The following is a 13,739-nucleotide window of genomic DNA, read 5'->3' on the forward strand; positions in this document are numbered from 1 at the left end:
TCTTTATAAAAAGATTGTTATATACTTTTATCATGGAATTGAAAGCAGATGTGTTTAAATTATGACAAAGTAGTGTACATTAGGTATTAATATGTTTTGAAGTATGGTACAATAGAACGGTTGAATAATTTGCAATTTGAAAGAGGTGTGTGCTTCATGCAACACAGAAATGATATTCGAAATATCGCAATCATCGCACACGTTGACCACGGAAAAACTACGTTAGTGGACCAAATGCTTCACTACTCAGGAACTTTCCGTGATAACGAACATGTGGATGAACGAGCAATGGACTCTAATGATTTGGAAAAAGAACGCGGAATTACGATTTTGGCTAAAAATACCGCGATCAATTATAACGACGCACGTATTAACATTCTGGATACACCTGGTCACGCTGATTTTGGCGGCGAAGTGGAACGTATCCTTAAGATGGTTGATGGCGTATTATTAGTGGTAGATGCCTATGAAGGATGTATGCCACAGACTCGTTTTGTTTTGAAAAAAGCTCTTGAACAGAAACTGACTCCAGTGGTCGTTCTAAATAAGATTGATCGCCCGAATGCTCGTCCACAAGAAGTAGTAGACGAGGTTCTGGATCTATTTATTGAATTAGGTGCAGATGATGAACAGCTTGATTTCCCAGTTGTTTATGCCTCTGCTTTAAATGGAACTTCAGGTGATGAGCCAGAAGATCAGAACGAAACAATGGATCCTATCTTTAAGCTGATCATGAACAATATCCCGGCTCCTTTAGATACGAAAGAAGAGTCTCTTCAATTCCAAGTAACATTACTTGATTATAATGATTACCTTGGACGTATCGGCGTCGGACGTGTGTTCCGTGGGAGCATAAAAGTAGGCCAGCAGGTTTCTCTTATGAAAAAAGATGGTTCTGTGAAGAATTTCCGTATTTCTAAATTGTTTGGTTTCATCGGCCTTAAGCGGATTGAAATCGAAGAAGCTCAAGCGGGAGATATCATTGCTCTTGCTGGTTTAGAAGATATCAACGTCGGCGAAACAGTTTGCCCGACAGATAATCAAGAAGCGATGGAAATTCCACGTATCGACGAACCAACTCTTCAAATGACGTTCTTAGTGAACAACAGTCCTTTCGCTGGTCGCGAAGGTAAGTATGTTACTTCCCGTCAAATTGAAGAACGCTTGTTGACCCAATTAGAAACGGACGTAAGTTTACGTGTAGAACCTACGGATTCACCAGATGCCTTTACGGTATCAGGGCGTGGGGAGCTTCACTTGTCCATCCTTGTAGAAAATATGCGTCGTGAAGGATTTGAGCTTCAGCTTTCCAAGCCGAAAGTTATCCTCAAAGAAATCGACGGTGTCACTTGCGAGCCAGTAGAGCGTGTTCAAATTGACACACCAGAAGATTACCAGGGTGCTGTCATGGAATCCATCGGAATTCGTAAGGGTGAAATGCAGGACATGGTGAACGATGGTAACGGTCAAGTACGCCTTGAATTCCTCGTACCATCTCGTGGTCTGATAGGCTATTCTACTGAGTTCATGACTCAGACGCGTGGGTATGGAATCCTTAACCATACGTTTGATGGATATGCTCCATTAGCTCAAGGTCAAGTAGGCGGGCGTCGTCAAGGAGTTCTTGTTTCTCTAGATAAAGGGAAAGCGTCCACTTATGGTATTATGAACCTTGAAGATAGAGGTATTATCTTTGTTGAACCTGGTACTGAAGTTTATGAGGGAATGATCGTAGGCGAGCATAATCGTGATAACGATCTTACTGTAAACATTACGAAAGAGAAGCACTTGACGAACGTGCGCTCTGCTAACAAAGACACTACAAGCTCCATCAAGAAAACTCGTAAGCTTACTCTTGAAGAGGCCATCGAGTATTTAGATGATGATGAGTATTGCGAAGTAACACCGGAAGCAGTCAGACTTCGTAAGAAATACCTTAATAAAAACGAGCGTGAGAAAGCTGCGAAGAAGAAAAAACTTCAAAACGCTGAGCTTTAAATGCTAAAAATGAGAAGCGAGTCTCTCTTTTGAGAGGCTCGTTTTTATTTTGATGAACAGTTAGAAAATGAGCAATTAGCAAAGAAACCTGACCGCATCACCGGTCAGGTTTCTTCATTCTTTTACTTCAATGGATTCTTCCTTATGTCCATGAATTTCTTCTTCAGGTTTCTCATAATGAACATTAACTACATATTCTCCTTCAGAAGGAAACTCATAATCCGCTGTATATTCGCCGGCTTCGTCTTCTTCAGCTTCGACGAATTCATGCTTTTCTAATTGATCCGATCTGATTTCAAAAGTGACTTCACCTTTTTCGAAAGGGGAGTCATTTTGCTGGATGTGAGTCATTAACTCAGAAGATTCTTCTGCAGTAAAATTTTCTGCTGTCATCAAGTGGACGGTAAATTCACCAGATCCATGATCATGTTCAGTGTCTTCTGAATGGCTGTGTTCGCCGTCAGATTCTCCTTCTGAAGCCTCACCGACTTGTACTTCCACCTGTGGCATCGTATGGACGTCTCTTGCTTGAGTATGGGCAATGACCTGATATGTACCAGAAGTATCAAAGGTGTAGGCAGTTTCATATTGACCTTCGTCTACACGTTCAGCTTCAATAGTCTCAGACTCATCTTCGCCTTCTTCATCACTCCAAATTTCAAACTCTACATAATCAGCATCGTTTACAGGTTCACCATTACTAGTAACGATCGCTTGAATCGAAGCCTGCTCATTAACCGAAAGAGGTTCTTCCTCGAAGTTAACTTCTACTTCAGGTTGGAACATTTCTTCTTCATTTGATGAATTCTCTTCTTCAGACGAACCACATGCCGCCAAAAACGTTAGAAAAAACAATAGGGATAATAACGATATTTTTTTCATAATAAGACTCCTTTTAAGGTCACTAACACTAGATTAGCATGAGTAGACATAAAAATCATATGACTCAAACGGGCTATTTAAAGGAAAGCTCGGTTACACGAAACTGCGGACAGCAGCGAACTTGCTTTAGTGTGCCCATCCGAGTCTAGTAGAACAAAACTATACAATAAAAAAAGCCGACCATAAAGGTCAGCTGTCTTCCCAAGTATATGTGTAAAAGTGCTCCGATGTAACCCACTTCAATGCTTCAGGATCGTTCTTTTCGATCCCTTCATCCAGCATGTCAAGCATGCGGGCTGTTTGAGAGATGTGAGCGCGCATCGTATTCAGCTTTTCTTGCTGAACATGTCTGATGTCATTAATAACATTAGGCTTACCTAGTTCCTCTTCGGTATTATTGGCAAACGCTAAAGCGTGCAATTTCGGGCGGAAGGCAGGGTCCATTTCCCCTAAAGCACTGACAACGGCACGTGCAGTCGCTTCATGATCGGGGTGGACGGCGTAACCAGGATAAAAGCTTATGACAAGGGAAGGCTTAAGTTCATTGACTAAATCAGTCACGAGCTGTTTCATACGGTTGTCATCTTCGAATTCCAGTGTTTTATCACGCAGCCCCATCATGCGTAAATCTGTCAGCCCCATCTCCCCGGCCGCTTTCACAAGTTCTTTTTTCCGGATAGTTGGAAGGCTTTCTCTAGTCGCAAATGTAGGCATACCCAGATTACGGCCCATCTCCCCAAGGGTAAGGCAGGCATAAGTAACGGGAGTTCCTTGTTTTATATATGAAGTAATGGTCCCAGATACTCCGAACGCTTCATCGTCCGGGTGTGGGAATATAACAAGTACGTGCTGTTCTTTTTCAATCATTAAAAGTCACTCCTTGACCTTGGTTCTTTCTTCATTATCACGTAAAAAATATATTTTTTAAAGCTATTTGATTTGAGAGCTCAGGTTATGGAGCCCTTTCTTTCTCCAAGTAAGATCAATCTCCAGATTTTAATTTTTCGACAGAGGCAGGATTTTTAAAAAATGTAGAATTATTTCTTTATATACTAAAAGTCCCTTTATATTTATTGCTTAATTCCAATTAAGCTATCTCTTTTCTTTATAGCGGTTATCCTATTCGATTTGAAAATCATTCTTGGGGAGTTACGACTACGATGCGAGTAAGAATTCCAGTGAATTGAAATAAAATTATTTACTTTTTTACCATAATAAGAACCTTTATCTTCATAGTACTTTTCATTGGATATCCGAAAATAACCTCACACAAACTCTTTTATAACGTTTATTAATATAGTTTTACAGGAACATAAGGACAAGAAGCAAAAAGACGAGAGGAGCTTGATGATGGAAAAACGCATTGAATACTTAGTAACCTGGCTGCAAGATAAAGTGAAAGAGGCAGGAGCGAATGGAGCTTTAGTAGGGGTGAGCGGCGGTATTGATTCAGCTGTCGTTTCTTACTTAATCAAGAGGGCTTTCCCTGATCATTCCTTAGGGGTACTCCTTCCGATCAATAAAGGGGTAGAGGATCAGCCTGATGCCCTGGCGACCGTAGAGAATGCTGACCTTGACTATATAGGTATCGAACTGACCGAATCATATAAAGCAACCTATTCCAGTATTGAGGAAGAGTTGAAGAACAAAGGAGAATGGAACGAAGAAAATGCTCAGCTGAGAGGAGCGAATTTACAGGCTCGTCTTCGAATGAGTACATTATACGCTGTGGCGCAAAATTATGGATATTTAGTGGTGGGTACTGATAATGCAGCAGAGGATTATACGGGTTACTTCACAAAATATGGTGATGGAGGAGTGGACCTTGTACCTCTCATTCATCTAAGAAAAGAAGAAGTTAGAGAGATGGCAAGCCATTTAGGTGTTACAGATGAAGTCATTAATAAAAAGCCTAGTGCCGAGCTTTGGGACGGCCAGTCTGACGAGGAAGAAATGGGCATTACTTACGAAGCGATTGATGCTTACTTGCGAGGCGAGTCGATTGATCCTGAAGATGAAAAAGTTCTTCGTAACCTTCACACAACGAGTGAGCACAAACGTCAGATTCCCGCAGGCCCTCCGAAGTATAGAGAGGAGTGATTAAACATGTCTCAAGATACAGCATTAATTATTATCGATATGATCAACAAAATGGATTTTGATGGAGGAGAAGACCTCCTCGAACACACGAAGGAAATTACAGAACCTATCAATAAATTAAAGAGTGAAGCGAAGGAAAAAGGCATGCCAGTCATTTATGTAAACGACAACTTTGGCTTATGGCAGGATAATGTACCAGAACTGATAGAAGAATGTAAAAGTGGACCAGGCAAACCTGTAATCGACGAAATGATACCGGACGACGAAGACTACTTTGTAATAAAACCAAAGCATTCAGGATTTTTCGGCACTCAGTTAAGTATTCTGCTTGAGCAGCTGGGGGTTAAGAAACTCATCCTTACAGGAGTTGCTGGAGATATCTGCATCCTCTTCACAGCTAATGACGCTTATATGAGAGATTATGACCTCTGGGTACCTGCAGACTGTGTAGCCTCAGAAAAAACGGATGACAATGATAATGCATTGAAGATCATCAAGAGGTCTCTCTTTGCGAACATTACAGAGACTGGGGAAACGACAGCAGATCAAGCATTCAATGAGCAGTGAGCAGACAATATGGTAGGGGTTTGAGGAGCAGCCGTGGTATCATGAATTAAAAGCTAATTCAACGATGAGGTGAACGAGATGGGGAAGCGTATGAAATGGTTACTCGTTGCAGTCGTTACGGTTGTTCTTGGCATTTTTCTCATACCTGAAGCTTACGCTTATTTTACGAAAAGAAGCTATGAAAGTGAAGCTGTGACGGATACAGAAATTCCTGAAAACTATGATGTAGCCACTTTCGCTGGAGGATGTTTCTGGTGTATGGAACCTCCTTTTGAGAAACTCGCCGGTGTGGATGAAGTTGTATCGGGTTATACGGGTGGAGAAGAAGTGAATCCTTCATATGAAGAGGTAGCAAGTGGAGAAACGAGCCACCTCGAAGCAGTTCAAGTATATTTTGATCCATCGGTTATTTCTTATGAGGATCTTTTAAAAGTATTCTGGCGTCAAATCAACCCTACAGATGATGAAGGCCAGTTTATCGATCGTGGATACCAATACACTACGGGGGTTTTTTATCACTCTGAGGACCAGAGAACAGCAGCTGAAAATTCTAAATCCGCTTTAGAAAAAACCGAGCGATATGAAGGCGAAATAGTAACACCGATTAAAGAAGCACAGAAATTTTATAAAGCCGAAGAATATCATCAGGATTATTATAAAGAGAATGAATGGCGTTATGACTATTATCGTGGCAACTCCGGGCGCGATGATTACTTGAATGAAATCTGGGGAGAGGATCGGAAACTTGATCTGCCTCAAAAATAAAAGTGGTCCACCTCTTCATGTGAAAGAGGTGGACCACTTTTAAGTTTAATATTGTTGAGTCTAAGAATCATCATCGCTGGTTTCTTCAGGTGCGGGGTTAGGTTCCTATCGTTGTAACCCACCAAATAAAAAGATTTGTTGGATTATAAGGAATAGTTTGCATTAGCATATTTTTTAATAGATACAATGCAGCATAAGGAAGCGGCTCTTTAATAAATTAAGAGACAAGTTTTAGTCCTACAACCCCAGCAATGATACAAGATACGAAGAAGATTCGTTTTGTATTGACTTTTTCTTTAAAAAACAAGATTCCGAGAATCACTGTCCCGGCAGAACCAATACCGGTCCAAATTCCATAAGCTGTACCTACTGGAAGGTCCTTAAGAGACAATGACAAAAAATAAAAACTTAAAGAACCTGAAAGCAGGGCGAAGATACTAGGTTTTAGTTTACTCAGACCATCGGATAGCTTGAGAAACAACATTCCGAGCATTTCTCCCATACCAGCCAACACTAAAAACATCCATGCCATGGTTATCCCTCCTGAACAGAATGGGTGACTTCGTCAGGGGTATCTGACATTTTCAACCCGATCACTCCGAAAATTAAAAGAACAATAAAAAAGACCTTCCCGGCGCCAGTTCCATCACCAAGAAATGTCATTCCGATAACTGCCGTACCAGCTGCGCCTAACCCTGTGAAAATGGCGTAGCCTGTACCGATATCGATCAAACGTAACGCTTTTGTGAATAAGTAAAAACTGATGAATATAAACAAGACTGTAATAATGGAAATAAGCGGTCTTGAGAATCCCTCTGAAAGCTTCAAACCTACCGCCCAGCCTACTTCAAAGACGGCTCCTACTAAAATATAAATCCACGCCATGGATTATCCCTCCTGGTCTGACGCTTGAATACCCAGCCAAAAAATTTTGAAGCTGGCTTTCTGGCGTTTAATAAGTGTATCTCTGTCATAAAAATTTTCTTCTAAAAACAACCCGTCTATTATGGTATAAAAAGCGGAGGTAAGTTCACTCAAGTGTAAAGGACGTATTTCTCCTCTTTTTATTCCTTCCTTAAAAATATCTGCTAAAATTGTGTTCACTTCTTCTTCAGTTCGTACGAATACCTGCTTTATTTCCTCCGCAAATTCTTCAGGTGGAAAAAAAGTAAAACGTTTAAAGAAGGCTCCTTCGGTAGAGAAAGACATATGATCTACATAAAGTTTGAAAATTTCCTGGAATTTTTCTCTAACCGTTCGATTCTCCGTATATTCTGTGAAGCCTTTAAGGTAGGCCAATTCTTTCTGTGAGACTTCCTTTAAAACTCTAAGAAATATCGCTTCCTTGCTGGCAAAGTGGTTATATAAAGACGGCTTCTTTATGCCAACTTTATCCGCAATATCAGAGAGACTTGTATTTTGATAGCCAGCGTTCGCAAAGCATTCTAAGGCGGCATCTATTATTTTTTGTTCTGTCATTATTCTCACCTCAACATTTACTAACTAACGGTTGTTAGTTTTAATTTAACAGCTATTATTTCTTTTGTCTAGAATTTTGTTTTGAAAGCATGTTTAAAATTGATTAGGAAGGGAAGTTTCAATATATAGTAGAATTTTGTCGGAAAATTAGGCCATTTCTAAAAAGGGGTGTATGTTGCTTTGAACATCTATGTCTTAGACCGATACGAGGACACCCATGCAATTTTGATTCAAAAGGATTTGTTTAGTAATGAAATAATGATCCTAAAGGATAGGCTCATAGAATTTGCTAAACCTGGGGATACTTTGTCCATTGACTTCGACCAAATGGGAAACTTGAGGCATGTCGAAATTATTCTAAAACATAGTGAGGAATCTGTATCTGATCTTGAGGGCGTTTAAAACATCTTTTCCTAGGAAAGGGTGTTTTTTTATTTATCTTGATTTTTTGACAACATGCGCCATAATTAATAGTAAGAAAATTGCGATAGGGGATGGGGCTATGTTATTAAGACATGCTGTGGACTTATTAGATGAAGGTGTTGTGATCACCGATCAGAATTATGAGATTACATATGTAAACCCTGCCTATGTTCAGATTTTTGAGCTGCAAAATGAGAGAATCATCGGAGAAAATATAAAAGAACTGTTTCCCCACGAGGATAAATCAAAACAGATTACCGCAAAAACCATTGAGGACAAAATAGAGAGAAGTGTTGAACGGCTGCCTTATAAATGGCGTGGCAAGGAAATGGTTTTACAAATTTATACGAAAACATTCGAACATGAAGGGAAAAGTTTCGTACTGACAAGAGTGTATGACTTAACCGAGACCGCTGAAGGTGAGAAGCAGCTTGTACAAATGATCGAAGACATGACCGCCAACGTGGTGACGATAGCTAAAGGATACGCTTTACTTCCTTTGCAGCCCATTCTACGAGAAGAGCAAAAACATATTTTGTTAGAACGTGTTCCAGAGCAATGCCGCGATCAAAACATCAGCAGGTTAGCTATCCAATTCTCCGGCATATCAAGCATCAATCAAGAGTGGGCCGTCCTCCTGAAAAATTTAGTGAGAAATTTGCAGCTATTAGGAATCGAGGTAGTGCTGGCTGGGTTACGTCCTCAAGTAGTGATGCAGTTCACTCAAAATGGAGTTGAACTGGCTGATATCAAATCGTTTATGAATGTGCAGCAGGCAACCAAGTATTTCCTGGAGACGGGTTTCCGCCCTCATTTTAAATAAATAAACCCGAGAGTGAACCGTTCTCGGGTTTATTTTTTATATAGAGTTCGCAATGTCTATAGCTTTTTCTAATCTGTTTTCCTCTTCCATAGGTGAATAAGCCATTTGATAGATCACTCCGTCCTCGTCATCGAACCATTCGACGAATACAGCAGCTTCCCCTTCGTCAACTCCAGCAATAGAACCAGAGTTCAGTGTCATTCTTGTTTCTGTCTCTTGAAGAACGTTTCCGGGATTGTAGATCGTTGTTACCGTTAGTTCGTCTGCATTACGAGATTGGTAATGTATTTCTGCTTCATTCTCTATCACACTAGCCTCGATAGACTCACTTTCAAATGGAAGTTCAGAAGGTAGGCCTAATGTTTCTTGCTCCTCACTTGATAAATTGTCTTCAACAGGTGTTCCGAATGATTCTGGATAATTTTCTTTCAATGATTCGATTGAAAGGTCTGCACCAGATGAGCAGGCACTGATCGTAAGCGTGGCAAGTAAAGCAAAAGCTATCATCATAATTCTCAAGTTAGTCACTCCTAAACCTTACATAAATCTCTTCTAGAACATATTTTAGCATAATTCAAAATAAGTCAGGGTGATGATTAAGAATTATATTTTAAGTGAAACGAAAACCAAGTTCAATCGTTATGTAAGGAAGAGGTCCTTAAAACGAATTAAAGGAGGATAATTAACATGTCACAAGTTTCCATTCGCTCATTCCGCATTCATGATTTTGACACGATTCAAGAGATGAACAAACAAGAAGGGTGGACTCAATTAATAGATAATTCAGAGGAAACGTTACAGGCGTGGATTAACTCTGAGCCGGCTCTTGTGTTATTAATGGATCAGGAGATTATTGGATATCTAAGGGGGATTACAGATGGGGCAGTGACGCTGTATATTACAGAGCTCCTTATTCGTGAGGATTACCGGAAGCAAGGCTTTGCCCAGCAGTTGATTGAGAAAGCTCATAGCTGTTATCCGAGTACTCGGGTTGAAATGCTGGCGACTAACTCATCTGAGGGTTACTACACCAGTAAAGGGTTCCGCCCATTTCACGGGTTCAGAAAAGCAGCGGAGGAGTTTGCTTAAAAATAGAGATCAGCCTTAAAAGGCTGATCTCTTTATTTTTAGGCTATATTAAAGGTGATTGTGGATATTGATAAGTGAGTTATTCAACAATATGGCAGGATACTTTAAGACTCAGTTTCGAGATAACCAGGGTTCGTTACCCTATTAAGAGTCAGGGGTGGTTGGGAAGCTACACCCTTCTCCCACGCGAGTCTCCTAGCTTCCCAACCACCCCATGAGAAATGGAATGAACGAACCCCCTTATATCGTTCTTATAATTATCTTTATCTCCGCCAGCTCAGTCCAGTCCAACGCCGCTGAAAGAAGCGCTTCCGCTTTCAAAGGTAGGAGTCTCGCCAATCCCTAATACCCCTAACTTATATTACGGGATGGAACTAAGAAATGAGAAGCAGAAACTCTCTATACGAACGTTTACAGAATAATTCAACCGGTTGTTTTAGAAAAACTAACTATCTAATAGGCTTTTCATTTCCGTGAAAGTAAGCTAGAAATGAACCTGTTTTGCAATAAGGAGCGTCTTCTTTATCTCTGTCCAGTTAGAAGATTTTGCTTTACATTAAGGTGTTGAGGCGCATGGTTATAACAATCAGCATACTAACATACTTATATGTTTTTTGACGAAGCGATTGTTTATGGGGATAAACCGCTCAATATCAAGCTTTTATCATAACTGAAGCGCAGCAGCATCTGATATCCTGAAAACGGTGCTTCCGTACCCCCTACTCATCGCAAAGAGCTCCGGGAAATCGCAAGACTCCTGTGGGAAGAGAGTGCTTGGTGAGACCCCGGAGAGCGAAGCTCGAGGAGGCTCACTGCGCTCCCACGGAAAGCGAGTGATTTCCCGGAGCTCTTACCTCTGTTAAACATAACGGAAACAGTCCAAACATCTCGATCCTGAGTCTTCCACTATAGGGAGCTTATATGAATATCAACACGGAACTTTAACCAAGCCTATTTTTTAAGGTAGGTTAATCCATAAAAGGATTATTCCTTAATATGGCAGGATTGTAAGAACTCATTTCTTCAAGTAATGAATAACGAAACCGTGCTTTTAAGAATACAGTTCTTTTCTGAAGTGGTCACCCGGTATTATTAAGAATCCATATAATGAGCGAGCTTAGCTGCCAGTGACCTTGGTACGAATTTGGTTGTATAAGATAAGGAAAGATTCATAGTTCCAGGAACGACCACACGTTTTCCTTTGATGAATCCTAAGAAACCGGCATTTGCTACTTGTTTAGCAGTCATTGTACGATTGACCAATTTCGTATGTTCAGCTTTCGCATTTTTGAAGAAGTTGGTGGAGGTCGGACCTGGGCATAAGGTTGAAACCGTCAGATCAGTATCTTTCAACTCTTCTACCAAAGCTTCAGAAAATGACAGCACATAGGCTTTAGAAGCATAATAGACCGCCATTCGCGGTCCGGGCTGGAAAGCTGCAATACTGGCCACGTTCAAAATTCCTTTTGGTATATCATGAAGCGGAGATTCCTTCATATCGGGCAAAAAGTAATGAGTTAATTGAGTCAACGCTTGAACGTTGACTTGAAGCATATTTTGTTGATCTATTAAAGGTAATTCCTCAAAAGGCCCATTGAGCCCGAATCCTGCATTATTGACAAGGACTTCGACCGTTTTTCCGTGATCACGTACTTGGTGGTAAAGCTCTTTTGCGGCACCGGGTCTTGATAAGTCTTTTGCAATGATGATGACTGAATGGCCATCTAATTCTGATTTAAGTTGTTGAAGCTTCAACTCTGAACGAGCGACGATAATAAGGTTATAACCCGCCTTGGCAAACAAGTGGGCAAATTCATAGCCGATACCTCCAGAAGCACCGGTAATCAACGCAGTAGGTTTCAAACAAATCTCTCCCTTTTCAACATCATTATCCATTTCATACCCTTTTAGTTGAGAGTACAATCATACTATATTTCCCATCAACTCATTTCTTTAGTCTTTAGTGAATAACTCGCCCCTATAAGTAAAACTACCATGAGTAATACCGTAACGGAAGAAGCTCCCCATAACTCTGAAGGTACATTTCCAGTTTCTATGATCTCTATCATATAGTTAGGGATTAAGTTAGGGAGCCACTCAATGATGTGTTGGAAAATCTGACTGAAGATTTGCATCACAATGATTACTGCAATCGTTAGAAAAGCCACAAGGCCCGGAATTTTAACAAGTGTATTCATGAAAAAATTAACGGCAGTAATAAAAAGGATCCATAAACTATAAAAAGCCCCGGACATGATAATATTTGTGAAAGGAATGTTTTCAAATAGTATGGAAACATAATACCAGCTTGATAATAGGCCGGCGTATACTGCAGTAAGGTTCAAAAGTGAAAAGCTTGCCCACTTTGCAGTAATATAAGCCATGTGGTTGACTGGTTTGACGAGAATCAGCTCAGCTTTACCGCTTTTTCGTTCTCCTGAAATTGCGCCCATGGATATAAGAACGATAACAGCAACTCCAATCATATTGAACTGGCCGATGCTCATCATGATTACATCAGTGGGAGGGGGAGTAGGAATATCAATCGTAGCACCTTCAGGCAGCCCGCCTACTGAATCGAGTATTTGCGGCAAGTAATATGTAGTTAGCGGATCCATCAGCCCGAGAAGAATAAAAACGAGAGGCACCCATATCCACTTGAAATTTCGCCACGATTCGAGAGACTGTGCATTAAATATGGTCATCCACTGCATGCTGATTCACCACCTTCATAAACAAATCTTCCAGAGAGATACGTCCATATTCGAAATGAACGACAGGCCAATTGTTTTCAGCAAATAGTGTAAGCAGGCTGTGACGAGCGGATTCCATATCATCTACAATTAAATGAAAGCTCTCTTTCTTCACGGTTACCTCGGTGATGAAAGGAAGTTCTCGCAGCTTCTCGAGATAGCTTTGCAATTCTTGACTCTCGAGTTGAAGAAGAATCTTATTCATCGGATGCTTACCCCGAACCTCAGTAAAAGAACCGGATTCAATAATTTCGCCATGATGCATCAATAACAGCTGATCACTTGCTTCTTCTGCATCGCTTAAGATATGCGTGGAAAACAATAATGTGGTTTCCAGTTTTAATTCTTCCATTAAATTAAGTACATCACGACGCCCGATCGGATCCAATGCAGAAACAGGTTCATCAAGCATCAGCAGCTTAGGCTTATGAATCATGGCCTGGGCGATGCCAAGGCGCTGTTTCATCCCTCCAGAGTATTGGCCGATCTTTTTATGTCCGGCATCTTTTAGACCTACTCGTTCCAGTAATTCTAAAGCTCGCTCATTTGCCATATTCTTAGATAAGCGGGCAAGGCGTCCGACATAGACGAGGAACTCTTTACCACTCATCCAAGTGTGGAATTGTGGATGTTGCGGCAGGTATCCGATTTGCTCGCGGATATCTTTCGTTTCGAATTCAGAGAATCGGATGCTGCCATTTGTTGGACGTATAAGTCCTGCCAGCATCCTTAAGGTTGTCGTTTTTCCAGCACCGTTAGGACCAAGGAGCGCGACGCAATGTCCCGGCTCTAAATGAAAGGAAACATTACGTACGACTTCTTGTTTACCAAAAGATTTTGTGAGTTGTTCAACTTGCACT

General features: G+C 40.8%; 16 protein-coding genes. 7 read left to right on the plus strand and 9 right to left on the minus strand.

Annotated elements, in window-relative coordinates:
* Positions 1-156: 156 nt before the first annotated feature.
* A complete protein-coding gene (gene typA / locus LF817_RS02530) occupies positions 157-1,998 on the plus strand; it encodes a translational GTPase TypA (protein WP_253934184.1) in 1,842 nt (613 codons plus the stop codon).
* Between the two features lie 114 nt (positions 1,999-2,112).
* Here the strand turns inward: typA and LF817_RS02535 are convergent, their stop codons facing one another.
* Positions 2,113-2,880: a FixH family protein gene (locus tag LF817_RS02535; RefSeq protein ID WP_253934185.1), complete on the minus strand. Its 768-nt coding sequence runs from the start codon at positions 2,878-2,880 to the stop codon at positions 2,113-2,115.
* Between the two features lie 189 nt (positions 2,881-3,069).
* Positions 3,070-3,747, minus strand: a complete 678-nt coding sequence (gene bshB2, locus LF817_RS02540) for a bacillithiol biosynthesis deacetylase BshB2 (protein WP_253934186.1) — start codon at positions 3,745-3,747, stop codon at positions 3,070-3,072.
* Between the two features lie 483 nt (positions 3,748-4,230).
* Here bshB2 and nadE point away from each other — a divergent pair, with 483 nt between their 5' ends.
* The 3 genes from nadE to msrA all read left to right on the plus strand — a co-directional run bounded on the left by nadE (position 4,231) and on the right by msrA (position 6,312).
* Complete coding sequence (gene nadE / locus LF817_RS02545; protein ID WP_253934278.1) at positions 4,231-4,980, plus strand: NAD(+) synthase; 750 nt, start codon at positions 4,231-4,233, stop codon at positions 4,978-4,980.
* 6 nt (positions 4,981-4,986) lie between these two features.
* A complete protein-coding gene (locus LF817_RS02550; RefSeq protein WP_253934187.1) occupies positions 4,987-5,547 on the plus strand; it encodes a cysteine hydrolase family protein in 561 nt (186 codons plus the stop codon).
* 78 nt (positions 5,548-5,625) lie between these two features.
* Entirely contained in the window at positions 5,626-6,312 is a 687-nt protein-coding gene (gene msrA / locus LF817_RS02555) for a peptide-methionine (S)-S-oxide reductase MsrA (protein ID WP_253934188.1), read from the plus strand.
* A gap of 217 nt (positions 6,313-6,529) precedes the next feature.
* Here msrA and LF817_RS02560 read toward each other — a convergent pair whose 3' ends face one another.
* The 3 genes from LF817_RS02560 to LF817_RS02570 are packed head-to-tail and all read right to left on the minus strand — an operon-like array spanning position 6,530 to position 7,791.
* Positions 6,530-6,844 (minus strand): DMT family transporter, encoded by a 315-nt coding sequence (locus tag LF817_RS02560; protein WP_253934189.1) that lies wholly within the window; start codon positions 6,842-6,844, stop codon positions 6,530-6,532.
* A gap of 2 nt (positions 6,845-6,846) precedes the next feature.
* On the minus strand, positions 6,847-7,197 hold the full coding sequence (locus LF817_RS02565) for a DMT family transporter (protein WP_253934190.1): 351 nt from the start codon (positions 7,195-7,197) through the stop codon (positions 6,847-6,849).
* 3 nt (positions 7,198-7,200) lie between these two features.
* The gene (locus LF817_RS02570) at positions 7,201-7,791 is read right to left on the minus strand and encodes a TetR/AcrR family transcriptional regulator (protein WP_253934191.1); all 591 of its coding nucleotides are present in this window, start codon (positions 7,789-7,791) and stop codon (positions 7,201-7,203) included.
* Between the two features lie 180 nt (positions 7,792-7,971).
* On the opposite strand from LF817_RS02570, the gene LF817_RS02575 reads away from it, so the two are divergent.
* Positions 7,972-8,193: a DUF3006 domain-containing protein gene (locus tag LF817_RS02575; protein WP_253934192.1), complete on the plus strand. Its 222-nt coding sequence runs from the start codon at positions 7,972-7,974 to the stop codon at positions 8,191-8,193.
* 100 nt (positions 8,194-8,293) lie between these two features.
* Positions 8,294-9,037 (plus strand): PAS domain-containing protein, encoded by a 744-nt coding sequence (locus tag LF817_RS02580; RefSeq protein WP_253934193.1) that lies wholly within the window; start codon positions 8,294-8,296, stop codon positions 9,035-9,037.
* 36 nt (positions 9,038-9,073) lie between these two features.
* Here the strand turns inward: LF817_RS02580 and LF817_RS02585 are convergent, their stop codons facing one another.
* On the minus strand, positions 9,074-9,556 hold the full coding sequence (locus LF817_RS02585) for a hypothetical protein (protein ID WP_253934194.1): 483 nt from the start codon (positions 9,554-9,556) through the stop codon (positions 9,074-9,076).
* Positions 9,557-9,724: 168 nt separating this feature from the next.
* Here LF817_RS02585 and LF817_RS02590 point away from each other — a divergent pair, with 168 nt between their 5' ends.
* Positions 9,725-10,126 (plus strand): GNAT family N-acetyltransferase, encoded by a 402-nt coding sequence (locus tag LF817_RS02590; protein ID WP_253934195.1) that lies wholly within the window; start codon positions 9,725-9,727, stop codon positions 10,124-10,126.
* A gap of 1,092 nt (positions 10,127-11,218) precedes the next feature.
* Here the strand turns inward: LF817_RS02590 and LF817_RS02595 are convergent.
* The 3 genes from LF817_RS02595 to LF817_RS02605 all read right to left on the minus strand — a co-directional run bounded on the left by LF817_RS02595 (position 11,219) and on the right by LF817_RS02605 (position 13,738).
* Positions 11,219-11,989, minus strand: a complete 771-nt coding sequence (locus LF817_RS02595; protein WP_253934196.1) for an SDR family NAD(P)-dependent oxidoreductase — start codon at positions 11,987-11,989, stop codon at positions 11,219-11,221.
* Positions 11,990-12,066: 77 nt separating this feature from the next.
* Complete coding sequence (locus tag LF817_RS02600; RefSeq protein ID WP_253934197.1) at positions 12,067-12,840, minus strand: ABC transporter permease; 774 nt, start codon at positions 12,838-12,840, stop codon at positions 12,067-12,069.
* Positions 12,818-13,738: an ABC transporter ATP-binding protein gene (locus LF817_RS02605; protein ID WP_253934198.1), complete on the minus strand. Its 921-nt coding sequence runs from the start codon at positions 13,736-13,738 to the stop codon at positions 12,818-12,820. The genes LF817_RS02600 and LF817_RS02605 overlap by 23 nt, the downstream gene beginning before the upstream one ends.
* Between the last annotated feature and the right edge of the window lies 1 nt (position 13,739).

The sequence above is a fragment of the Halobacillus sp. A1 genome (assembly GCF_024189295.1).
In the GTDB taxonomy this organism is placed as follows: domain Bacteria; phylum Bacillota; class Bacilli; order Bacillales; family Halobacillaceae; genus Halobacillus_A.

Excerpts from the sequence above, each read along its gene's own strand:
- typA (WP_253934184.1), top strand. The coding sequence starts at position 157 with ATGCAACACAGAAATGATATTCGAAATATCGCAATCATCGCACACGTT.
- LF817_RS02535 (WP_253934185.1), bottom strand. The coding sequence starts at position 2,880 with ATGAAAAAAATATCGTTATTATCCCTATTGTTTTTTCTAACGTTTTTG.
- bshB2 (WP_253934186.1), bottom strand. The coding sequence starts at position 3,747 with ATGATTGAAAAAGAACAGCACGTACTTGTTATATTCCCACACCCGGAC.
- nadE (WP_253934278.1), top strand. The coding sequence starts at position 4,231 with ATGGAAAAACGCATTGAATACTTAGTAACCTGGCTGCAAGATAAAGTG.
- LF817_RS02550 (WP_253934187.1), top strand. The coding sequence starts at position 4,987 with ATGTCTCAAGATACAGCATTAATTATTATCGATATGATCAACAAAATG.
- msrA (WP_253934188.1), top strand. The coding sequence starts at position 5,626 with ATGGGGAAGCGTATGAAATGGTTACTCGTTGCAGTCGTTACGGTTGTT.
- LF817_RS02560 (WP_253934189.1), bottom strand. The coding sequence starts at position 6,844 with ATGGCATGGATGTTTTTAGTGTTGGCTGGTATGGGAGAAATGCTCGGA.
- LF817_RS02565 (WP_253934190.1), bottom strand. The coding sequence starts at position 7,197 with ATGGCGTGGATTTATATTTTAGTAGGAGCCGTCTTTGAAGTAGGCTGG.
- LF817_RS02570 (WP_253934191.1), bottom strand. The coding sequence starts at position 7,791 with ATGACAGAACAAAAAATAATAGATGCCGCCTTAGAATGCTTTGCGAAC.
- LF817_RS02580 (WP_253934193.1), top strand. The coding sequence starts at position 8,294 with ATGTTATTAAGACATGCTGTGGACTTATTAGATGAAGGTGTTGTGATC.
- LF817_RS02590 (WP_253934195.1), top strand. The coding sequence starts at position 9,725 with ATGTCACAAGTTTCCATTCGCTCATTCCGCATTCATGATTTTGACACG.
- LF817_RS02600 (WP_253934197.1), bottom strand. The coding sequence starts at position 12,840 with ATGCAGTGGATGACCATATTTAATGCACAGTCTCTCGAATCGTGGCGA.